Annotated in this window: 18 protein-coding genes; 13 read left to right on the top strand and 5 right to left on the bottom strand. The window is 58.2% G+C overall.

From position 1 onward, the window contains the following. Positions 1 to 61 precede the first annotated feature (61 nt). From Q0908_RS12080 to Q0908_RS12065, 4 genes are read left to right on the top strand one after another with little or no spacing between them, the layout of a single operon-like run. Positions 62 to 2,089, top strand: coding sequence for a tripartite tricarboxylate transporter permease (locus tag Q0908_RS12080; RefSeq protein WP_299284419.1), 2,028 nt, complete (start codon positions 62 to 64; stop codon positions 2,087 to 2,089). Further along, on the top strand, positions 2,086 to 3,177 hold the full coding sequence (locus Q0908_RS12075) for a 4-oxalomesaconate tautomerase (RefSeq protein WP_299284416.1): 1,092 nt from the start codon (positions 2,086 to 2,088) through the stop codon (positions 3,175 to 3,177). Before Q0908_RS12080 ends, Q0908_RS12075 begins: the two co-directional genes overlap by 4 nt. Positions 3,178 to 3,217: 40 nt before the next feature. Next, positions 3,218 to 3,457: a hypothetical protein gene (locus Q0908_RS12070; RefSeq protein WP_299284413.1), complete on the top strand. Its 240-nt coding sequence runs from the start codon at positions 3,218 to 3,220 to the stop codon at positions 3,455 to 3,457. Then, entirely contained in the window at positions 3,454 to 4,416 is a 963-nt protein-coding gene (locus Q0908_RS12065) for a D-2-hydroxyacid dehydrogenase family protein (protein ID WP_299284410.1), read from the top strand. Before Q0908_RS12070 ends, Q0908_RS12065 begins: the two co-directional genes overlap by 4 nt. Here Q0908_RS12065 and Q0908_RS12060 read toward each other — a convergent pair. Next, positions 4,400 to 5,422 (bottom strand): AbrB family transcriptional regulator, encoded by a 1,023-nt coding sequence (locus Q0908_RS12060; RefSeq protein WP_299284407.1) that lies wholly within the window; start codon positions 5,420 to 5,422, stop codon positions 4,400 to 4,402. The genes Q0908_RS12065 and Q0908_RS12060 overlap by 17 nt on opposite strands. Then, positions 5,419 to 6,066 (bottom strand): GntR family transcriptional regulator, encoded by a 648-nt coding sequence (locus Q0908_RS12055; RefSeq protein ID WP_299284404.1) that lies wholly within the window; start codon positions 6,064 to 6,066, stop codon positions 5,419 to 5,421. The genes Q0908_RS12060 and Q0908_RS12055 overlap by 4 nt, the downstream gene beginning before the upstream one ends. Positions 6,067 to 6,131: 65 nt before the next feature. Here Q0908_RS12055 and tcuA point away from each other — a divergent pair, with 65 nt between their 5' ends. The 8 genes from tcuA (at position 6,132) to Q0908_RS12015 (ending at position 18,895) form a co-directional block, all read left to right on the top strand. Then, positions 6,132 to 7,613, top strand: coding sequence for an FAD-dependent tricarballylate dehydrogenase TcuA (gene tcuA / locus Q0908_RS12050; protein WP_299284402.1), 1,482 nt, complete (start codon positions 6,132 to 6,134; stop codon positions 7,611 to 7,613). A gap of 1,444 nt (positions 7,614 to 9,057) precedes the next feature. Then, the gene (gene dctP / locus Q0908_RS12045) at positions 9,058 to 10,050 is read left to right on the top strand and encodes a TRAP transporter substrate-binding protein DctP (protein ID WP_299284400.1); all 993 of its coding nucleotides are present in this window, start codon (positions 9,058 to 9,060) and stop codon (positions 10,048 to 10,050) included. 59 nt (positions 10,051 to 10,109) lie between these two features. Further along, positions 10,110 to 10,607, top strand: coding sequence for a TRAP transporter small permease (locus Q0908_RS12040; RefSeq protein WP_299284398.1), 498 nt, complete (start codon positions 10,110 to 10,112; stop codon positions 10,605 to 10,607). Further along, positions 10,604 to 11,878, top strand: coding sequence for a TRAP transporter large permease (locus Q0908_RS12035; RefSeq protein ID WP_299284396.1), 1,275 nt, complete (start codon positions 10,604 to 10,606; stop codon positions 11,876 to 11,878). The genes Q0908_RS12040 and Q0908_RS12035 overlap by 4 nt, the downstream gene beginning before the upstream one ends. A gap of 4 nt (positions 11,879 to 11,882) precedes the next feature. Beyond that, a complete protein-coding gene (locus tag Q0908_RS12030; protein ID WP_299284393.1) occupies positions 11,883 to 12,758 on the top strand; it encodes an isocitrate lyase/PEP mutase family protein in 876 nt (291 codons plus the stop codon). Positions 12,759 to 13,096: 338 nt separating this feature from the next. Beyond that, complete coding sequence (locus Q0908_RS12025) at positions 13,097 to 16,228, top strand: adenylate/guanylate cyclase domain-containing protein (protein ID WP_299284390.1); 3,132 nt, start codon at positions 13,097 to 13,099, stop codon at positions 16,226 to 16,228. 326 nt (positions 16,229 to 16,554) lie between these two features. Next, positions 16,555 to 17,505: a hypothetical protein gene (locus Q0908_RS12020; protein ID WP_299284387.1), complete on the top strand. Its 951-nt coding sequence runs from the start codon at positions 16,555 to 16,557 to the stop codon at positions 17,503 to 17,505. 220 nt (positions 17,506 to 17,725) lie between these two features. After that, positions 17,726 to 18,895, top strand: coding sequence for an amidohydrolase (locus Q0908_RS12015; protein ID WP_299284384.1), 1,170 nt, complete (start codon positions 17,726 to 17,728; stop codon positions 18,893 to 18,895). 62 nt (positions 18,896 to 18,957) lie between these two features. Here Q0908_RS12015 and Q0908_RS12010 read toward each other — a convergent pair whose 3' ends face one another. Both Q0908_RS12010 and Q0908_RS12005 read right to left on the bottom strand, forming a co-directional pair. After that, positions 18,958 to 19,842, bottom strand: coding sequence for an NAD(P)-dependent oxidoreductase (locus tag Q0908_RS12010; protein WP_299284381.1), 885 nt, complete (start codon positions 19,840 to 19,842; stop codon positions 18,958 to 18,960). Between the two features lie 150 nt (positions 19,843 to 19,992). Next, the gene (locus tag Q0908_RS12005; protein ID WP_299284378.1) at positions 19,993 to 20,844 is read right to left on the bottom strand and encodes a DMT family transporter; all 852 of its coding nucleotides are present in this window, start codon (positions 20,842 to 20,844) and stop codon (positions 19,993 to 19,995) included. A gap of 127 nt (positions 20,845 to 20,971) precedes the next feature. Here Q0908_RS12005 and Q0908_RS12000 point away from each other — a divergent pair, with 127 nt between their 5' ends. Next, complete coding sequence (locus tag Q0908_RS12000; protein WP_299284375.1) at positions 20,972 to 21,643, top strand: YafY family protein; 672 nt, start codon at positions 20,972 to 20,974, stop codon at positions 21,641 to 21,643. A 394-nt stretch (positions 21,644 to 22,037) separates the two neighbouring features. Here the strand turns inward: Q0908_RS12000 and Q0908_RS11995 are convergent, their stop codons facing one another. Then, on the bottom strand, positions 22,038 to 22,709 hold the full coding sequence (locus Q0908_RS11995) for a HAMP domain-containing sensor histidine kinase (RefSeq protein ID WP_299284372.1): 672 nt from the start codon (positions 22,707 to 22,709) through the stop codon (positions 22,038 to 22,040). Between the last annotated feature and the right edge of the window lie 165 nt (positions 22,710 to 22,874).

Genomic DNA, 22,874 nt, shown 5'->3' with positions numbered 1-22,874 from the left:
CATCCATGCTGGCCGTGGGTGGGGTTTTCTTGTGCTTAACTTCTATGGAAGGGGACCGGCGATGGAGGTCTTTGCGACCGCATTGCCTGCGTTGAACGACGCATTCGCAATGATCCTGCAGCCGCATGTCATCGGCTTTCTGGTCCTCGGCGTCGTGATGGGCCTTTGTATCGGTGTCTTTCCGGGGCTTGGCGGCATCGCTGGATTGTCCCTTTTGCTACCGTTCATGTTCGGGATGGAGCCTGTGGCGGGCCTGGCCCTGATGATCGGGATGGTCGCGGTGGTGCCGACCTCGGACACCTTTGCCTCGGTACTGATGGGGATACCCGGGTCATCCGCGTCGCAAGCGACCGTGCTTGACGGCTTCCCGATGGCCAAGAAAGGCATGGCCGCACGCGCCTTGTCTGCAGCATTCGCGTCTTCGCTTTTTGGGGGCCTTGTAGGGGCCGCCTTCCTGACGGTCTTCATACTCGCCGCACGCCCCATCGTGCTGCTGTTCCAGACGCCCGAGCTGTTGATGATAACGATCTTCGGGCTCTCCATGGTTGGCATCCTTGCCGGACGCGTCGCGCTCAAAGGGCTGGTGGCCGCGTGCCTTGGTATCCTTGTCGGAACGATTGGTGAGGGGGCCAGCTCTGGTGCGCTGCGCATGTCGACTTACGACATGCCCTACCTTGTGGACGGACTGAAACTGGTCATCGTCGGCCTTGGCATCTTCGCGATCCCTGAAATCGTAGCCCTGATGCGCCGCGACAAAGCCATTTCGGACCGCGCGCCTCTTGGGGGAGGTTGGGCCGCAGGCGTTAAGGATTGGTGGACGAACAAATGGCTGTCCATGCGATGCTCGTTGATTGGTGTGGTCGTGGGCGTGATCCCGGGCCTTGGTGGATCGGTCGTAGACTGGATCGCTTATGGACACACGGTTCAAACGGCCAGGGACAAATCGCAATTCGGATCTGGCGATGTGCGTGGTGTGATCGGGCCGGAAAGCTCAAACAACGCCAAGGAAGGCGGGGGGCTCGTTCCGACCCTCTTGTTCGGCATTCCGGGGTCTGGGTCCATGGCGATTTTCATCTCAGCTGTCGCTCTGCTTGGCACCGGATCGATTGAAGTCGGCCCGTCGATGCTCAAGAACAACCTCGATTTCACCTACGCCATTGTCTGGCTGCTGGCACTCGCCAACGTGGTGGGAACACTGATTTGCATCGCAGCCTCGGGCGGGATCGCGAAGCTGACCGAAATTCGCTTTGCCCTGCTGGCCCCGTTCTTGTTCATGATCATTGCCTTTGCAGCCTTCCAGTCACGGCAGGAAATCTGGGACCTTGTGGCACTTTTTGGCATCGGCCTTCTGGGTATCCTGATGCGCCGGTTCGACTGGTCGCGACCAGCCTTTCTGATCGGTTTCGTGCTGTCGGCACCAGCCGAGCGCTATACCAACCAAGCCTATCAGATCGGCGCATCCCGCTTCCGGCGCGGCTTTGAAGAGGGGCTGGAATATGTGTTCAGCCCCATTGTTATCATCTTGGTAATTATCACGTTGCTGTCGGTCGTGATCGGCCTGCGGCAGGCAAAGAACATTCAGGCCGAGGGGGCGGTGGCCGCTGGCAGCAAACGCGCGCCGATGGTCTTTCTACTCGCGATCACGGCCTACATCGGGCTGGCCTATTGGAACTCTGCGGTGATCCCAGACTTTGCGCGGATGGACCGTGTGTTCCCGATCTTTGTGGCTACGGTTGCCCTTGTGGGCTGTGCGTTGCTGATCGTGCAGATGATCCGCTCGGACGAAACTGCACCTGTTCTTGCCGACCGTGAGGCTGAGGATGCCGCCATCAACATTCACGGGCTTTGGGCGACGCTTATGTGGTTTGCAAGTCTGTTGATTGCGTCCGCCCTTGTTGGCTTCATCTTTGCACTCGCGGGCTTCCTGTTGCTTTTCATCCGCATCCGGGCAGGCAAGGGTTGGGGCTATGCCACGGTCTATACCGCTGCCGGCATCGCCTTCATCTGCGCGATGGCGTGGACCCTGAACCGCGACTTCCCACCGGGGTTGCTGCAATCCTACGTCGATTTGCCCTGGCCACTTACATGACACAGACTGCGATCCCCTTTTTGTTCATGCGCGGCGGGACATCGCGGGGGCCGTATCTCAACCGCGCTGATCTGCCCGAAGACCTGGAGAGCCTGGCCGAAGTTCTGATCGCCATGGTCGGGTCTGGCCACCCGCTGAATATCGACGGGATCGGTGGGGGGAACGCGGTGACAACCAAAGTCGCGATGCTGTCGAGGTCGACAGACGACTGGGCTGATGTCGACTATTTCTTTGCGCAGGTGAGCGTCGCGGATCGAACCGTCGATTTCAAACCGACCTGCGGAAATATACTTTCGGGGGTTGGCCCTGCGGCGATCGAGATGGGGTTGATCCCTGCGCGCGAAGCCGAAACCACCCTTAATATCCGCGCCGTAAACACCGGGGCCCGGGTGGTGGCCAAGGTGCGGACCTCACCTGATGGCGCGATTTATGATGGCACAGCCAGCATCGACGGCGTGCCCGGCACCGCCGCCCCTGTGGCGTTGCAATTCATGGATACCGTGGGTGGGGCCACTGGTGCCCTCTTGCCGACAGGTAACTTGATCGACACGTTCAACGGCGTGGATGTGACCTGCATGGACGTGGCAATGCCCATGGCCATCGCGCGGGCCGAAACGTTTGGGCTGACAGGTTATGAAAGCGCGGACACCCTCAACGAGAATACCGCATTTTTCGCGGCTATGGAGGCTATTCGCATCCAGGCTGGAGAGGCCATGGGCATCGCAAATGTTGCAACATCCGTCACACCCAAGTTCGGTCTTCTGGCGGCCGCCCGTGACGGCGGCACAATCGCGGCCCGTTACTTCATGCCGTGGACGGCACATCCGGCGATGGCCGTGACCGGCGCGCAGTGTCTTGCCTCCTGTGCGTTGACACCGGGGACCGTGGCCGAGGGCATGGCGGCGCGATCCAATGAACGCCCCGCGACCATCACGCTGGAACACGCCAGCGGCCAGATTGATGTACTGGTCGATTATGACCTGACAAACGACGGAATAGACCTGCGCTCTGCCGGGTTGGTGCGCACCGCCAGGCTGCTGGCACGGGGTGAGGTGATGATCCCGACGGCAATCTGGACAAAGGCGTAGTTATTGTATACTATGGTATACAATAAAATGGAGGGGACCAATGCAGACAACATATGAAGACTTGCTCAAGACTGCCAAGCGAACCTTGCAAGAGGCGCGGGCCGCCATTCACAGTGAAATTATTGACTATCCAACGCCGATCTCCGGCTGCGATGCGCAGTTCAACCACCTGTTGCAAGAGCGCCAGCGCGTCACGCAGGCTATCTTTCAACTCGACCAGCCTGTGTTCATCCCCACGCCGCGTACGCCTGCACCGAATGCGGGTGTCGAAAGCCGATGAAGGTCCATATTCTCGACGACTGGTTTGACACGCTCCGTGACCTGCCCTGCTTCGAGAAACTTGCCAGCCATGACGTCACCGTGTGGACCGATCATGAGCCGGACCCCGACAAGCTGGCCGTGCGTATTCAAGGTGCCGAGGCGCTTGTGCTGTTTCGGGAACGCACAAAGATAGGCGCGGAGTTGCTGGCCCAACTTCCAAATCTGCAACTGATCAGCCAGCGCAGCGTCTACCCGCATATCAACGTGCAGGCCTGCACGGATAACACTGTGATGCTGTGTTCGAACATGCACGCTGACACGCCATCCTATGCGGCTGCGGAGATGACTTTGGCGCTGATCCTCGCCAGCTACCGGCAGATCCCGCAGCAAGTGGCCTCGATCCGGGCGGGTGACTGGCAGATGGACGTTGGGCGAACATTGCGCGGGCGCACGCTCGGGCTTTATGGCTATGGGCGGATCGCACGGGCGGTTGCAGGCTATGTCGAAGCCATTGGCATGCAGGTGCAGTGGTGGGCCTCGGACGACGGGCGCGCGCGGGCGCAGGCCGATGGACGCCGCGTGGCAGAAAGCCGGGAGGCGTTCTTTGCGACCTCTGATGTGGTCAGCCTGCACGTCAGATTGAAGCCGACAACCAAGGGGATCATCACCGCTGCCGACCTCGCCGCCATGGGCCCGCGCAGCTTGCTGGTGAATACGTCGCGTTCGGGCCTGATCGCCCCCGGTGTCCTTGAGGATGAAATTGCAAAAGGGCGCATTCATGCCGCTATTGATGTTTTTGATCATGAGCCCATGCGCGATGTCGAAAACATCCTGCTCACCCATCCGAACGTCCTGCCAACGCCGCATATCGGCTATGTAACGGAGGATGAATTTGATCTGCAATTCAGCGATATATTCGATCAGATCAACGCTTATGCCGCAGGATCTCCGATCAACGTGATCAACCCGCGCGCCTGAACAGCTTGGCTGCGATCGGAGCCCCCACAATCACCGTCACAATCCGCAGAACGTGGTGCGCGATCACAAAAGCCATATCTGCGCCAGCAATCAATGCCAGCACCGTCATTTCCGCCTGACCACCCGGCGCAAAGGCCAACAACGTCTCCATCGGCGGGGCAAGGACAAAGAGGTGGATTACCTCAACGAAAAGTGCGGAGAGAACCAACAGGATCACGCAAAATCCAAGCGCCGCGACCACATCGCGGCGTACTTCGTGACCTGTGACCCCTGCGTATTTTGTGCCCACGGTCATGCCGATAAAGAACTGCGCGGCCCAGATCGCCTCAGACGGTGGGCGGTGCTCCAAAATGCCAAGCATCGCAAGAATACCGGCCAGGATCATCGGCCCGAGGATTGAGGCCCCGAATAGCCCCACGGCCTTGGCGATCTGCCAACCCGCAAGGCCAGCAACCACCATCAGCGCCAGTTGCGTGACGGGCAGGGTGGCTGCGGGAACGCCGGGTGGATTGCTCAGATCGACGTCCCAATACCCCTTCAGAATGAAGGGCAAAGCGACCACAATTACCATGACCCGTGTGGCGTGGATCAAGGACAAGGCGCGCACATCACCGCCCGCGTCCTCACCGAACAACAGCATATCCTGCAAGCCGCCGGGCATGGCCGAATAATAGCTGGTTGCGAAGTCAAAACCCCAAAGGCGTTGGAAGTAGGGAACCCCGATCAACCCAATGACAAAGACCATCACCGGGACAAGCAAAAGGGTCGGCCAATAGCCCGCCATGCTGAGGACCAAAGCCGTTGTGAAGGTCGCCCCGACCGCGACCCCAAGGATTGAGCGCATGGCGTTGTTGAGCACCGGAATGCTTTTCATCGGCACACCCATCAGGGCCGCCATGAGGCAAGCGGCAATCGGTCCAAGCAGCCACGGCAACGGCAGGGCCAGCAGATGAAAGGCAAGCACGCCAACCCCGGCAATCCCATGGGTAAGCGCGACACGTATCACCCGCGCATGACCTTCAGTCGGTAACGCAGCGAGGTCTGCAAATGCGCCTTTGCCGCAACGCCTGCGCCTTCAATGTCACCTGCGCTGATCGCGTCGATGATTTGGCTGTGCTGATGGGTGACTGTCGCGATACGTTCCGCATCCGCCAATGTGGTTGGGCCAAGCAGTAACAGCGCATTGTTCATCGCACGCGCGGCGTCCAGCAAGAAGCGATTGCGTCCCGCCAGATAGATCGCGCGGTGGAACTTCTGATTGATGGCGGCAGCGCGCGCGGCGTCCTCGCAGCTGCCGCCTATCTCCGCGTTCAGCGCGGCGAGCGCATCCACCTCGGCCTCGACACTGTGTTTGGCGGCCATCTCGGCAGCGGTCCGCTCTAACACAAGGCGCATTTCGTATAGTTCGACGAGTTCGGCCTGCCCGAGACGGCGAATGACAGCGCCTACGCGAGGACGGTGTTCGACAATGTTTTCTGCTTCCAACCGGCGCAGGGCTTCGCGGATTGGGGTGCGGGACAGGGACAAGCGTTCGGCGATCTCAACTTCACGCAGCCTGTCGCCAGGTTGATAAACGCCAGTTTCAATCGCGTGCATAAGCGCTGAAAAGGCCATGCTGCCCTGAGAAAGATTGGTCTGATTATCCGTCATTTGAATTCATACTTTGCAAATTGTATCCGCCTGGATACACAATGGTGTAAAGAGGAGAGTTCGCAATGTCAAAGCAGATCATCGTCGTCGGGTCCGGCAATGCAGCAATGTGCGCCGGCATCGCGGCACTCGAGGCGGGTGCCAGCGTGCTGATGTTGGAAAAAGCCGGTCAGGACCTTGCCGGGGGAAACACGAAATACACGGCTGGTGCAATGCGCTTTGCCTATGACAATATCGATGACCTGCTGCCACTGCTGAAGGACCCCGATGATCCCCGGCTCACCGTCACCGATTTCGGTGGTTACACAGAGGCGAAATTTACTGAGGATTTGCTCGGCTTTAACGGCGGGCGGCCCTTGTCGGCAGAGCAGGCGCGACTTGTCGGAGGCTCCCTCCCCGCGATGCAATGGCTCGGCGGGCACGGCGTGAAGTTCGAGCCGATCTATTCGCGCCAAAGTTTCGAAAGGGAAGGTCGCCATGTGTTTTGGGGTGGGCTGACGCTTGCTGCCGAGAACGAAGGCGTGGGGCTGTTTGACATGGAGCTTGCCGCCTTTGAGCGTCTGGGCGGCGTCATCCGGTACAACAGCGCCGTGACGGCCCTGCTGACGGAGAACGGCAAGGTGACCGGCGTTATGGTCGGGGCTGAGGCGATCAGCGCAGACGCTGTAATCCTTGCATGTGGCGGGTTTGAGGCCAGTACAAAGCTGCGCCGCGACTGGATGGGCGGGCATTGGGACAAGGCCAAAGTACGCGGCACGCCGATGAACACGGGCGACGGTCTGGCGATGGCAACTGACGTGGGTGCGCAGCGATACGGGCTGATTGATGGGTGTCACGCCACCCCGATGGATCTGCATATGCCTGACTTTGCCAACCTCGATCTCCCCGCGTCCGAGCGAAAAAACTACCGCAAGATCTGCTATTTCCTTGGGGTCATGTTGAACGCGAACGGGGACCGGTTTGTCGATGAGGGTGAGAACTTCCGCAACTACACTTACGCACAATTCGGCAAAGCCGTGCTGGAACAGCCCGGGCACTTCGCATGGCAGATTTTCGATGCGAAAGTGGAGGATCTGCTTTACGCGGAATATCGCTTTCACGATGCTCATTTCGTTGAAGCGGACACGCTTGAGGCGTTGTGTGGCTTGCTGGATGGTGTAGACGCGCCAGCCGCGCTCGCAACGCTCAGGGCCTATAATGCCGGGGTGAATAGCAGTGTCGCTTTTGACCCAACACGTTTGGACGGCAAGGACACAGCGGGCCTGCCATTGCCAAAGTCGAACTGGGCGCAAAAGCTGGATACGCCACCGTTCAAAGCCTATCCGGTCACGGGCGGCATTACGTTTACCTACGGTGGACTGAAAGTGTCCGATAGCGGCGCGGTCCTGAAAGAGGATGACAGCGCAATCGGCGGTCTCTTTGCCGCCGGGGAGATGGTCGGCGGGGTCTTTTTTGAGGGCTACCCTGGTGGCTCTGGTCTGACATCAGGTGCAGTGTTCGGCAGACTTGCGGGCGCTGGGGCAGCTCTGACTGATAGTCAGGGCTGATGTTTCAAAGCATGCGTTGCAATCTGCTTTCGGACACCAAGCCATCCGAATTGCCTGAAAAACATTTGCTCTGACATCATTTGATAAAATGAAGACAACGAGGTTACACCGACGAATGTTGGCTTTGCGTGAATACCGCATTGTCGCTTCGGACGCTGTTCTCTAAGTCAGATTTGGGCTGCCTCTGAGGCCGAGGGTTCAGGATCCGCCCCAAAACGCCGCAACGTGGCTGACAGCAGATGTGAGCCCGGGCCACGCAAATAGACAACATGCGGCAAAGGTCCGGTTTCGTGAGACCGGTCTGGCGGTCTCAGCCTGTTTCGATAGTTTACTACTACGCATGATTGGCCAGTATATTCCCGCAAGCAATGGACGAAAGCTGTAAATCTCTCGGCTTTGCTGGGTTACTTGGCGGTGGTTGGTGTGCCCCCGATCTTCAATTCAAACCCCGCCGGTATCGGTGGTGGAGCAGTTTTGGGGTTCTGTTCGACCTGATGTGTAGCTGGGCAGTAGGAGCGCCGATCCGTAGACGCATGACGCAGATGAAATCAGTTGGATTTCCGCTGCTTGGTGGGGAGGCGCAATGGCTGCGATGAACGTTATCGCGGCATCCATCCGAAAATGCCTGACGATCCGTTTCGACAGCAGCGAAGCAATACGACTCGAAACTGTGAAAACTGCCTTGGCAGAGGTTGGAGCCACAACCGATGAAGTCCGCGAACTGCGATGACGATCCCAACCCAAGTCTTATCAAAACCCGAAGCGGTTCTGGCGGAGCGCCCGGTTGTTCATTTAATCTCGGATTGTCTGCGAAGGCGTCGATTGAGCTGCGAAAATTTGTACTTGCTGATGCCTGGGGGAAATTTAGGCACCAAGTTCGGTGCCAACGCCCACGCGTACGACCCTGGTACCTGACCTTTTTCAGTTGTTCGCCAACATGCGAAAATCCCTTAAGAAGCCAACCGCTTTCACGTGCGTGGCGTATCAAGGCAGGAATGTCGGGTAAACTTAAGGTTCATACCTCGGCTATGAAGTGGGCGATGGCTGTCAGTGAGCCAGCAAAACCGAAAAGCGATGCTTAGGCTGGGGGGGGTCTCGTGGTGTGAGTGACGCGCGAGGCGCTAGGAACAGAAAGAGGAAATTGCGGAAGGGCCTGCGATTTGACCAAAAGCAGCTCGCTTGGTTGAGGACTAGGACTCCAAGATTTACCGTATTTCGCGCACCCTTAGCGCCCTCACCAAACGGTTGTGACGTTGGAGTGAGAGTCCTGCGGAACCGGCAGCATTAGAGCATAAAGGTTTCGGCTGAATGTCTCTCAATGGTCGGGCACCCGCGTCTGTTTCGCTCGCCGGCACAGCCTGATCTTAATGCGCTCCGCTATGCAACAGTTGTCAAGTCAAGGACTCCGGGTATGATCATCTGACACGAAAAAGGGAGGAATGATATGTTTAGGGAGAGCCTTGTTGCTGCGGCGTGTCTGTCCGTTTTGGGTAGCGCTGCATTCGCGCAGGAGAAGATGCGCATTTCGCTGCAGCTGCCACTGACAAGCCATTTGGGCGAGAACCTGGTGCTGTTCGAGAAGGAAGTCGAGGAGCGCACAGGGGGCGCGATTGATGTCGAGATTTACGACAGTGCAACGCTTTACAAGGACAGCGAAGTGCCTGCTGCCGTTGGCTCTGGATCGATCGAAGCGGGCGTTGCATCGTTGACGCGTTATGTCGGTGATGCGCCGGTGGTGGACATCTTCTACATGCCATTCCTGTTCAATACCGAGGACAAGGTGCGCGCAGCTGTTGCCGAAGGTTCGCCAGTGCGCGAGGTGCTCGAGGAGGAGATCGCCAAGACTGGTGGTCAGGTGCTTTACTGGCAGGCCTACGGTGGGGCCATCCTTCTGTCGCAAGAAGAGCCGATCCGTCAACCTGCCGACCTTGAGGGCAAGAAAGTCCGCGTCTTTGGCAAAACGCTTGGCGATTTCGTGAGCGCTGCGGGTGGTGCGCCGACATTGATTTCGGGATCCGAGCAATATCTGGCCTATCAACGCGGCACCGTTGATGTCGGCATGACCGGTGTGTCGGGCGTCAAGTCCCGCAAGCTTTGGGAAGTCATGGACACCATCACGGTCACAAATCATGCCGATATCGAGTTCGTCGTTGTGGTCAACACGGACTGGTGGGCGGGGCTTGATCCCGAACTTCAGGGTCACATTCAAGACGCGGCCAAGGTTGCGCAGGATGATGTGCGCGACCGGATGAGCCAGATCGAAGCCGATGCCTACGCGGCAGCCGAAGAGAACGGCATGACCATTATCGAGTTGAGCGACGAAGAACTTGCCGCGTGGCAGGCAGTCTCTCAACCCGTTTTTGACAGCTATCTCGAAGCGACAGGCGAGGCCGGTCAGAAGATCTTTGACGCACTGGGTGTGAACTCCGGCTCGTAAATTTCGCTGTAAATACTTTGGAAAGCGGGCGGTCCCAGGGCCGTCCGTTCGAGGCGGACATGTCCCTGATAAGCCGAATTTCGCAACTTGCGTGCAGTGTTGGTGCAGTGCTGATGGCGCTGACGGGTGCCATGCTGACCTTCGAGGTCATTGCGCGCTATTTCTTTACCAAACCGACCATCTGGGCGGCTGAGCTTAGCCAGCTTTGTCTGGTTTGGGGCTGTCTTCTGGCGATGGCGCATCTTTTGACTTTGCGACGGCACATCACGGTGAATGCGGTGACCGCATTGCTACCCGAGGCCGGCCAGAGGTTCTGTGCCTATATCGCGCTCATGGTGGTCATCGTGTTCTCGGCCATCGTGGCCATCTGGGGCTTTGACATTTTCCATACCAGTTTCGAACGCGGTCGCACGACCGGCTCGATCTTGAACCTGCCGATCTGGATATCCGAAGCATCGGTGCCCGTGGGCTTTGGGCTTCTCGCACTTCAGGGCGCGGTCGAAATGATCCGCCTGAAAGACGCTGAAAGCGCCAGCCTCGGGGCGACACACGAATGACCATCATCCTGATCCTTGTGACGCTGTTTGTGCTGCTGCTGTTGGGCGTTCCGGTCGCCTTTGCACTTGGCGGCATGGGGCTGGGAATGCTCGTGCTGGGCGGGTTTTCTCCGCTCATGGCACCGCAATCGATCTTGTCCACGCTGAACGGTTTTATCCTGCTGGCTGTGCCGCTGTTCTTGTTGATGTCCAACCTGTTGCTGAAAGGTGGTGTCGGACGCGATCTTTTTGCGGCCGTTCAGGCCTGGGTCGGGCACTGGCCGGGTGGGCTCGCAGTGGCGACGATCATCAGCTGTGCCCTGTTTGCCGCCATTTCGGGATCGTCCGTTGCGACTGCGGCCACTATCGGCACCGTCGCCATCCCCGAGATGATCAACCGCGGCTACGAGAAACGCTTTGTCTACGGTCTGCTCGCCGCGGGTGGGACGCTTGGCATCCTGATCCCGCCATCGATCCCGATGATCGTCTACGGCTTTGTCACCGAACAGTCCGTCATCGCGCTGTTCCTTGCCGGGATCGGGCCGGGGCTGGTGCTGGTGACGTTGTTCATCCTATTTGCCATGGTTCACGCCAAACTCTCTGGCAACTTCGAAGACGCGCCCAAGGCCACGTGGCAGGAACGCATGACCGCGTCAAAGCGCGCGCTTCCCTCGGTGGCGCTGGCGGCCCTTGTGATCGTCGGCCTTTACTCGGGTGCCTTCACCCCGACCGAAGCGGCCGCCATCGGCTCTGCCGCCGCACTGATCATCGTCGCCTTCTGGCTGCGTACCCTCACATGGGCCACATTTTGGGAGGCGATCCGTGAATCCGCCATCACCACCGCCGCAATCCTGTTGATCGTGGCCGGGGCCAAGGTATTCGGCAAGGCCATTGCGCTGTATCGTATCCCGCAGGACATCTCGGCCTTTTTGGCCCAGACGATCGATGGGCCGATTATGTTCATCATCGTGGTCTCCGTCGTCCTTCTGCTCATGGGGCTGGTGTTTGAGGCGTTGTCGATGATTCTGATCATGACGCCGGTCCTCTTGCCCGCCGCACTTGGCCTTGGGTTTGATCCGATCTGGTTCGGCATCTACATGGTGATCATGGTGGAATGTGCGTTGATCACGCCGCCCGTGGGGCTGAACCTTTACGTGATCCAATCCGTTGCGCGCACGTCGTTGGCCAACGTGGCGCGTGGTGTCTGGCCGTTCCTTGCGCTCATGATCGTGACGGTGGGGCTTCTCTATGCCTTCCCGGACCTGGCTCTTTATATCCCGTTCAAATGGTGAAAGCATGAACCACGCTGAAACATTGCGCGACCTGCTGGCGCAAGACACCTGCCACATCATGCCCTGTTGCTTTGACGCGCTGTCCGCCAAGCTGATCCAGCAAGAGGGCTATGCGCTGACCTTCATGTCGGGCTTTGCCGCGTCGGCCAGCCGCATTGGCGCGCCGGACCTCGGCTTGATGAGCTACGGCGAAGTGGTGGATCAGGCCCGCAGCATTGCCGATGCGGTCACGATCCCGCTGATTGCTGATGGGGATACGGGTTACGGAAATGCGATGAACGTGCGTCGAACAGTTTCCGGAATGGCCAGGGCGGGCTGCGCATCCGTGATGATCGAAGATCAGGTCGCCCCCAAACGCTGCGGTCACACTCCGGGCAAGGCCGTGGTGTCGCGAGACGAAGCGTTTGACCGCATCCGGGCCGCCGTGGACGAACGTGCGGCCTTGCGCGCGCAGGGCAGTGACATCGTGATCCTCTCCCGGACCGACGCGCGTCATGAACATGGGCTGTCCGAAGCGATTGAACGCGCGGCGAAGTTTGCCGAACTTGGGGCCGACATCCTGTTCGTCGAAGCCCCACAAACCGAAGCCGAGATGCGCGAGGTTTGCGCCAACCTGCCGGGCGCGAAAATGGCCAATATCGTCGAAGGCGGCGCGACACCGAACCTGCCAAACGCCGCGCTGCACGAGATCGGCTATTCCATTGCGGCCTATCCGCTGTCCCTCATGGCATCGGCCATGCAGGCCATGGTCACAACGCTGCGCGCCATGAGAGATGATGCACGCCCGAACCAGATGGATTTCACCGAACTGCGCCAACGCATCGGGTTCGAGGACTATTACCAGACGTCGGAGCAGTATGGGTCATCTCGGCGCGACTGAAGCAATCATCCGCTTCACAGGCCAAGACCAAAGTTTGCCCGTATCCGCGAAACCGGAGGCGCCTTTGCCAACGGGCAGTACATTCCCGACCTGCACGCCATGGCGATGCCGATTCTGGATCACGACGGGACGCTGGCGGGTGCTGTGATACTGATTTCAACGAATGCGCCCGTATTGGCCAATGCTGCAGAACCGTTAAATAGCTGCTATGCTGGCCAGACGCGAAGTCACATGGCTTCGCGAGTGCTTTGAGATTGTCAGGCAGTCACGCCGACAAAAGCGACGTCAAGAAAGGTTAGAACACCACCTTTTGTAGGAACTGGATCGTAGGGGAAGACATGGACCGCCTCAAAGCTTGGCTTGAAAGCCATTCACTGGGCAAGCACTACGGCCTGTTTGTCGAACACTCGATTGACCTAGAGATCATACCAGAACTCGTAGAAGCTGACTTTGCCGAGCTTGGCCTTAATCTTGGTGACCGCAAACGTGTCCTGCGTGCCCTGAGATCACTCAATGAAACGACGGGGAAGCCCACCGGTCTTTCCGAAAACAGCAAACCGTTTCTGACCGCTCCTGCGTCTGATATCGGGCTGGGTGTTCCCACCGAAAAACTGCACATAACAATGCTCATCGCTGATCTCGTCGGCTCTACTGCCCTTTCGAACGAGCTTGATCTTGAAGAGTTTCGCGACGTTATGCATCGCTATCAGAATTTCGCGGCGGAGGTTATCCGGCGGCATCACGGACATCTTGCTCAGTTCATTGGCGATGCGGTTACGGCCTATTTTGGCTATCCTGTCGCTGCGGAGGATGACGCCGAACGCGCCGTTCTTGCCGGTTTGGAAATCTGCAATAGCCTGAATGAGCAAGTGTCGCTTGCCAACCGCAAGGTACAGGCGCGGGTTGGCATCGCGACGGGTGACCTCGTGGTTGAGGATCATTCGATGCGCGAAGGGCTCGCCTTTGGTGACACGCCCAGCCTTGCTGCACGGATCATGGCCACGACCAAGCCGGGAACGGTTGCCATCAGCGAGCGCACGCAACGGCTGTTGGGTGCTGGGGTCGAATGCGAGTGGCGGGGCAAACATGTGCTGAAGGGGTTTGCGGAACCCGAAGGCATCTGGTGTGTCCTGGGGACTACCAACCCCGGTTTGCGTTTTCGGGCACGCCAGAAGGGTAAAATCCTGCCCATGGTTGACCGAAAGGACGAGATGCGGCTGCTTGAGAGCCGCTGGCAGGCCGTGGTTTGCGGCCAAAGGCAGACCGTTCTGCTGTCAGGCGAAGCGGGCATTGGAAAGTCCCGTCTCGTTGAGGCGCTCGCCGAAAAGATAGAGAATGACGGCGGGCTTCGGTTGAACTTTCAGTGCTCGGTCCACGATCAAAGCAACGCGTTCTTTCCTCTCGTGTCGTTGATAAACCTTGCCGCCAGCATCCGGCGGTCCGATGTGCCAGCGCAACAGGCAAACAAGCTCAGGCGTCTTTTGCAGGACTGGTATTCTGATGAAGATGTCGAAATCGCCTTGGCCCCGTTCGCAAGCCTACTGTCCATTCCGGCTGAGGCATTAGGTCTTGACGCCGAATTGTTACCTGAACAATTGAAGCCGCGCCTGCAACAGGTTTTGATCAACCTTGCCATCCATCTGTCGGATCGCGGCCCTGTCCTGCTGCTTTTTGAAGATCTGCACTGGGTTGATCCGTCCACCGAAGAACTCATCGACCTGCTGATCGAACGTCTGAGTGACTATCCGATCATGATCCTGAGCACCTCGCGCCCGGAATACAGGTTCCGTTGGACGGGCTTGGCCGGGGTGACGTCACTTTCTATTGCGCCTTTGGAAAACCACTACGCGCAGGAGGTGATGCGCAACGCCCTTTCGGGCAAAGCCGCGACCCCGGACATCGAGGCGCAAATCATCAGAAAATCCGATGGCGTGCCGCTGTTTCTGGAAGAGATGGCGCGCATGGTTCGGTGGCGCCTTGATGACCCGGTGGCGTCCCAAGAAGACGGCGACACGATTGCGCTGCCTTCAACTCTGAAAGATCTGTTGCGGGCCAAATTCGACAACCTGGCCGCCGCACGTGAAATCGTCGCTGTATGTGCTGCGATCGGGCGCAATATCTATCCGTCAATGGTGCAGGCAGTCACCGGGACATCTTTTGAAACGGCTCGCGCACAGTTGGACTACCTCGCGGATGTCGACATTCTGGTGCCGCGCGGTAATCAGCCGGACCGAAGCTATTTCTTTCGACATGCGTTGTTTCAGGAAGCGGCCTATGACCTGATGCTGAAAAGCCGCGCACGGGCGTTGCACCGGAAAATCGCAGAGGTCATCGCCGAGGGATATCCCGACCTTGCGCGGCAACAGCCTGACGTGTTGGCACAGCACTACACGCGCGCCGACATGCCGGTCGAGGCCCGCGATGCCTGGCGCGACGCAGCCACGCATGCGGCAAGCCGATCCGCCACCGAAGAAACCATCCGACATATTGAAAACGCCCTGGAACAGAATGACAGGATCAAGGATCGCTCCGTGCGCGAAGCCGAGGAAATCACCCTGCGCAAGATGTTCAATGTTGCCCTGAACACACGCGCCTTCGGCTCGCGTCCTGTTCTGGACAACATGACCCGGCTGCACGAGTTGCTGTTGGGGGCGGCATCCACGCCCGAAGACGCGTTTCTTGCGCTTCACGTCCAATTCGGTGCGCAGTTGATGCTGGGTGATGCACAGACCGCTTTGGCGATGTGCGATGATTTCGATCACCTCGCCGAAGACTGCGCCGATGCAACAATGAAGGCACTTTCCGCGCACAATCGGGGCATGGCCACTTTCATGCTGGGTCAATTTCACGAGGCCATTGCGCAATTCCAGCTTGCCTTGACGTTGCGCGGGCATTGCACCATCGATGATGTCCTGCGTTACCACGCTGCGGATATCGCATTGGTGGATATGGCGATGCGTTGTTGGGCCCGATCCTTATGTAGTGACAAGCCGGATGATGTGCGCGCCGAAATCGAGGCCGCCGTTGCGCAACTGGGGTCCGAAGAGCATGAGTTTTCGCGCTGTTTTGCGCTCAATATTCTCGCGACGTCCTATCAGGCGCTTGACGACCCGCACGCGCTGATCGCGTTGGTGAACGAAGCAAAAAAGGTGAGCGATGCGCACAGTTTTCAATACTGGGGAGCGTGGAGCGCTATCATCCGTGGCTGGGCCCGTGCACGGACTGGCGAGCCCACTTTGGGTATCGCCGAGCTGACATCCGGGCTTGATGCCTACCTTGCCACCGGGTCCACTCAAATCAGCCAATTTGCTCGGACGCTTCTTGCGGATGCCTACCTTTGCGGGGGCGATATCGACAGCGCGCTGGCGACCATCGAACGGGTCAACACCGATCAAAAGGAAGGGGCCATCTGCTATCACCTCGCCATCACTGCGCGCGTTGAAGAGGACATTCGGGCCGCTTTGAACTAGGCTTTTTTCGGTTTGCGCATGATCTTGGCGGATCAGCGGTTGCTGGGACTTTGGTGTCTCCCGGCCGTGTATGATGCACAGCATGTGGCCAGTACATAGCGGGCGTTTAGGATGGTTTTCATGTGCTGGTGAAGCACGGCGCGGTGGCACCCGTGGACAAAGTAGGTGCGAGATGCACGCTTTTGTGGTAAGAAAAGCCCATAAAATCTGATGCTCGCAATTTTCACGAGCAGTGCGGCCGCTCGTCTTTACACGAGCCTGCGGACTATTTCGCTTTTTGTATCAGTTGTCTTTTTTCCAAGAATTATTCGTCAAAGGAGATTTACATGATCGGCACTACAATTTCGTCTATTCGCAATGCGGCGCGCCACACACGCTTGTTATGGCTAGTAATTTTTGCGCTCGCATCAACGCAGGCAAACGCTCAAGGCAACGACGCAGGGACCGCGCCGACCGCGCTTTACAGCTATCTGGCTGACGCAGGCAGAGAGCGTCAATTCATTGATCTTGGGGCTTTAGCGCGAGAATTCGAACGCTCCGATTACACTATTCAGGCCGCGTTTCAGGCCGCGTTTTCACTTGAGGCGCGAACCCCGGAAGAGTTGAAAGCGCTGCGATCAGATCCGCTGTTTGACAGACTTAACGGAGACACTACCCAGCATTTGGGCGCTGGCCTCTTGGAGGGTGGCGCATCGTCAGGTGCAGCGCTGGTAATGCTGGGCGTTGCCGCGATCGCTGCGGAAAAATGCGAGGCGCTGAACACGGATTCGAATGACAATTTCGTACTCTACAAGGACGCGATCCTTGGCCGAAGCTCCTTGCGCGCGGTTCAGTTTTCAATCGATGAGACCACGGAACTTGGCCTGGGTCGGGGGCAATTCGACATCTACACCACCAAGTTTGCGATATGCCGGAACACCGCAAATAACGATATTGCTGGCATTCCGATCAATGTGCGGTGGGTGTTCAACGTGAACGATGATAGCCTGACGACGCGCAAGGGTGACCTGTCGGGTCCGAAAGGCAGACCCTACAAGCAGAACTTCCATGCGGAAGGCGACGGCATTCAGGTTGTGTTGATGGAGATTGATGGCCAGGCCGTGCAGCCCGGCCACCCTGTCTACAGGATCGTCGAAGATGCGTGCATCGATATCTGGCTGCCCGAGGTGGTTGATACGTTCGATGTCGATTTTCCGGTCTCCATCCTGAACGCAGGTGTCTTCTGTGCCGGTGGGTATTGCAAAGGCAGACCACCGGGATTGGACGCGACCCAGTAGTAAAGCGGTTGCCATGCGCGTGATATGCCGCTGGTCCAAGCGTCGTCGCACATGCGGCGGCGCGCCTGCGCTTTCTGGATAGAAATGCGTCTCAAGCCGCCAAATCATCAGGGCTCAAGTCAGGTCGTCCCTCAATATTCGCAGCTTTAACACCGTGCCGTCATGTTGTTAGTTGAAGCCGCCGCAATTGCTGCGTCCGAATTTGAAACCAAGGCGGAAAATGCTGACAAATAGTGATCTGATCGAACTGACAGAATTTCGCCGGGCGCTGCACCGCCATCCCGAAGTTTCTGGCGAAGAAGTGGAAACCGCGAAAACGATCGTCGCCGCGCTGGCACCGATGAATGCAACGCGGATCCTTACCGGGCTTGGCGGTCATGGCGTGGCCGCGATTTTCGACAGTGGGCAGGATGGCCCGACTGTGCTGTTTCGGGCCGAGCTTGACGCCCTGCCTATTCAGGAACGCAACGAGACCATCGCCTGGCCCTCGCAAACCACTGGCAAAAGTCACGTTTGCGGCCATGATGGCCATATGACGATGTTGCTTGCCTTGGGCCGCCTGATCTCGCGCAGGCCCGTCGCGCGGGGGCGTGTCGTCCTGATGTTTCAACCCGCTGAGGAGGATGGAAGCGGTGCCAAAGCGGTTGTGGCCGACCCGGCCTATCAGGAGATCAAGCCGGATTGGGCCTTTGCCATTCACAATGAGCCGGGGACCGCATTTGGTTTTGTTTCTGCCCGTGTGGGATTGATGAATTGCGCGTCTTTGGGTCTGAAGATCGGGTTGAGCGGGAAAACCGCCCATGCCGCCGATCCGCAGGATGGTGTGTCGCCCGCGTTGGCAGTTGCCAAGCTGATCCCCGTCTTGGATGCCTTGGGGCAGGGCGAGGGTGGACCCCGCAATGACGATTTTCGCCTGGTGACAATCACCCATGTGAATATCGGGGAGCCGACCTTTGGCATCGCCCCGGGTGAGGCCGAGATTTTTGCGACCCTGCGCACTGCCGGTGACGCAGGTTTGAATGGCCTTGAGGCGACCGCGCGTTCCTTGGCCTCCTCCGTGGCAGAGGAATTCGGGTTGGACGTGACATTCGAGGTTCGTGATCACTTCGCAGCGTCCATAAATGACCCGGATGCCTATGAGGTGGCTGTCAGGGCGATGGATGCAATCGGTGTCCCGCATGGACAAGAAAACGTGCCCATGCGCGCATCAGAAGATTTCGGGGTGTTCGGTTGGGGGGCGAAGGCGGCGATGCTGTGTCTGGGGCCGGGCGAAGACTATGCGGCGCTGCATAACCCGGACTATGATTTTCCCGATGATCTCATCCCCATCGGCAGCGCGATCTTTGAACGCATCGCGCGCGACGTGTTGGGCGATGCCCAAGGGGACTAGGGCCCCACCCACGCGGGCAGACGCATAGTCTGTACTATGGCGAACCCAAGATGCGGCACCAATCAGCCCAACACATCGCGCCAGGAATGTTTTGGCGCAAAGCCCAGCATCTCCTTGGCCTTCTTGTTCGAATAGAACGTCTCATTTGGTCCCATCTTGCCCCGCACTTCGACGCCGGGGTAGAACCGCGCAATCACCGCGTCCGAGGTAAGGTCCACCGACATGTCATCGTTGGACACATTGAACACCTGAAAACCCAATCCGTCGGTGTTCAGACAGCAATCCACCATATGGCCCAGATCGCGCGCGTCGATATAGGCAAAGATGTTTCGACGCCGCAGCGCCGGGTCCTTCATGAAGGCGGGGAACATCCCGGCATATTCATCCGGTTCAATCACATTGTTGATCCGCAGGCCGTATATGTCGCAGCCAGTGCGCGCCTGAAACGACTTGGCGGTCATCTCGTTGCAGACTTTGGACATCGCGTAGCTGTCATGCGGCACCGTCGGGTGGGTCTCATCAATGGGGACAAACTCGGGCTTCACCTCTCCATCCGCAAAGCAGATCGCATAGGTCGTTTCGGAACTTGCAAAGATCACCTTCGGGATGCCGACTTTCACGGCAGCCTCGATCACGTTATATGTGCTTAACGTGTTCTGCCGGAAGCATTCGCCATCGGTGCCGATCATGACGCGGGGGACGGCGGCGAAATGCACGACTGCATCGTAAGTGGGAACGCCGGTGCCCTCGTCGAGCTCTGCGCCGTCTGTGAATTGGCTCATGGCACCGATCACCTGGCCTGCATCGCACAGATCGACTAGAAGTTCACAGCAATCCAGCCCCGACGGCACTTGATCCAGATTGACGACGCGATGCCCCTGCGCCTGCAAGTGCCGGATGGCCCATTTGCCTGCTTTGCCGCTGCCGCCTGTAAAGAGTACCCGCATCGCGCCCTCCGATAATATGCGTATTGGTGTCGATCGCACCAGATGGCGAAGATGAACCATGAAGCATGAAGACGGCAAGACCTTGCAACCGAATGTCTGCGATGATGGAAGCTGTCCTTGTTGGCAGTGTGGTACGCTGACCCTCCGATATCAGCTTTGCACTCCGCGTTGGGACCACACCACCGCAGCAAAGATGATCAGACCGCCTGCCAACACCGTCGATGTCGGCACCTCTGCAAGGATTAGAAACGCAAAAACCGGGGCGAGCGGCATTTCCAGGGTGGAGAGCAAGGCGGTCTCTCCGGACGGCAAGCGCCGCGCGCCTTCTGACAAGGTGACAGATGCGATTGCGAAGACGAGGCCAAAGCAGATGAGGACCGGAATTTCGGCCACTGGCACCGCCAGAGGGGCGTCAAAGACAAGGGCCACGGGCAACAAGACCAGCGATGACGCTGCTGCGGGAAGCGCGGCCGTGGTCGATGGGTATTTGCGATAGACCACAATGACTCCGGACATCATGACCGTCATCACAAGCGCCAGCGCATCTCCGCGCAGGTGGCTGCCACCAATTGATCCCGAGACGACAACCACGACGCCGCAGAATGCAACGAGGCTTGCGATGACGACCTTCCGCGTCGGGGGCTCCTTTATGAAGACCCAGGACAGCGCCGCGGCGACAAACGGTGCGGAGCCGTAAATCAAGGCGACATTGGCGACACTGCTCAGTTTGAATGCGGGGATAAAGGCTGCGCTGCCGACGCTCGACATAACGGTCACCAGCAACGCCGGTTTGCCGAACGCCCTCACTTCCGTCCTGAGGTTTTGGCGCAGGTAGAGGTAGAAAAGGGTAAAGCACGCAGCTGAAATGCCCCGCCAGAAGATGATGTTCCAGGCGGAGGTGGACACACCCTTCGTGAAAATCCCGGCTGAACTGAAGACGATGGCCGACATCACAACCAGTAGGATTCCCAGATTTCGACTTTCTGTCATTTGGCGTGTCACGTCCGATCCCCATTCAATATCTGGGTGACGCTACCGCATTGCTAATGCCATCTATATGTCAGCAGTGTTCGGCTATGCCGAACTGAATGGAGGTGCTGCGTTGCCAAAAACGACAAGATTTTTTGAAGTGATCCAGCTTCTTCGGGCGGCCAAACGGCCCGTTCTGGCGCGTGATCTGGCAGCGGCGTTGGAGGTGTCCGTGCGTACCGTCTACCGTGACATCGCAAGTTTGCAGGCCATGCAGATCCCCATCCTTGGCGAACCGGGTATCGGCTATGTCATGCGGCGCGGATATGACCTGCCCCCAGTCAATTTTGATGTGGACGAAGCAGAGGCCGTTTCCGTCGGTTTGAACATGATCGCGCGCACCGGTGATCCCGGCCTGTGGCGTGCGGCGCGGCGTGCGTCGCACAAGTTGCACGAGGTCGCGCCAAGCACGAAAAAGCTGGTTGCGTCGTCCTGGGGTGTGCAATCCATCCCCGCCGTGGACCTGTCAAAGCTCAGACAGGCGATCAGGCACGAGTATAAAGCCGCGATCCAGTACGCCGATGTCGAGGGTCGCGAAACCGAGCGCACGATTTGGCCCTTGGTGCTGATTTACTATGTCGACAACGTGCTTGTGGTTGCCTGGTGCGAGCTCAGGCAATCCATCCGGCATTTCAGGCTCGACCGGGTTACCAGATGCCGTTTCTTGACGGATGATTTCAACGGAAGGGGTGATGCGTTGATTGCTCAGTGGGAAGCCACCCAGAAAGACGACACCGTGTCGACCAAAGATTTCGGATTGAGCGAAACCTGACTTTTGAGAGGTGAGAGCATGCTGCGGTTTCCCTAGACCTCGGCACCGCTGGCGAAATGCGCGCGCCATTCTTGCGACAGATGCACGAGATCCTTTAATGCTGCCGCTGACGAAGCGCCCAAATGCTGGGTGAAGAGGGCGGTGACCACATCTTCGGATTGCCGATATTCGCATTCAGCTTCCAACAGGGGTGTCGTCCTCGCGATAGCGTCGATTTCATTGGGTTTTCCCTCGGAGATGCTGGCTGTGCTCGGTGGGGTCAGAGCAAAAAAATAGGCGGATGGCCGGGAAACCATCCGCCGTTGTGGCCTGTACAGAAGGCTGGGGGGACAGGCCTTTGCACATTTGGGACATCGTGCTGTGTACAGGCAGGGACGCCGTTGCGATCTGGGGGTCAGACCGGGCTATCGGGTAACATCAGGCAAAACTCAGTGCCGTTTTTCGAGCTGCGCAGCAGACGCATTTTGCCACCCATCTCGCGTGCAAGGCCGACGGCTGTCATCAAGCCAAAGCCGATATGTGCGCCCATGGCCGGTGGGCGATCAATCCGGGGATAAAGGTGGCCGATGATATGTTCGGGCAGGCCGGGGCCATCATCCGATATCGAAAAACAGACCTTGCCGCAGCCTTGCGACACCCGGATCGTGATCCGGCTGCCAGTGCTTGCCCGGATGGCATGCGCAGCATTGACCGTAAGGTTATAGATGATCCGAAACAGCCGGGTTTTGCTGCACACAAGCCGTGTGCCTTGCGATACAAACACGTCCATTTTGGGATGTCCGATCCGATCTTCGTAAACCGGGCCAATCAGATGCGCGATGTCTTTGAGCATCTCCTCAATGTCGTCGTGGCTGAGGCAGTTTGTGGTCTCAGGCTTTTCTGCTTCCACAAGGTCCGTGTCGCAAATACAGGCGATTTGATCGATGGCCTTGGCGATGCGTTCAGCGCGCAACGCCACCTTTTCATCCATATGCGCGCCGAGGCCTTCTGCCGCCAGCGATGCGCTGGCAAGGTATCCTCGAATATCGTGGGCGGCGCTTCGTAGAGTGAGAGTTGGGTGTTCCAAAACAGACCTCCTCAATTTTCATCTGACAATGCGTCAGGTGATGATCCGAATCTAACCGATGCGCGCTGCGCTGTATTTCAGTTTCCGGGGGGGGGATTCTGAAATTCTGCCAATTGTCAGGTCTGCGGTGGCGATGTTGGCAGCCAAAACCCCCTCTCACTGTTT

It is taken from the genome of uncultured Tateyamaria sp. (assembly GCF_947494755.1).
Lineage (GTDB): Bacteria > Pseudomonadota > Alphaproteobacteria > Rhodobacterales > Rhodobacteraceae > Tateyamaria.
This window is presented reverse-complemented; position numbering and strand designations above follow the sequence as displayed.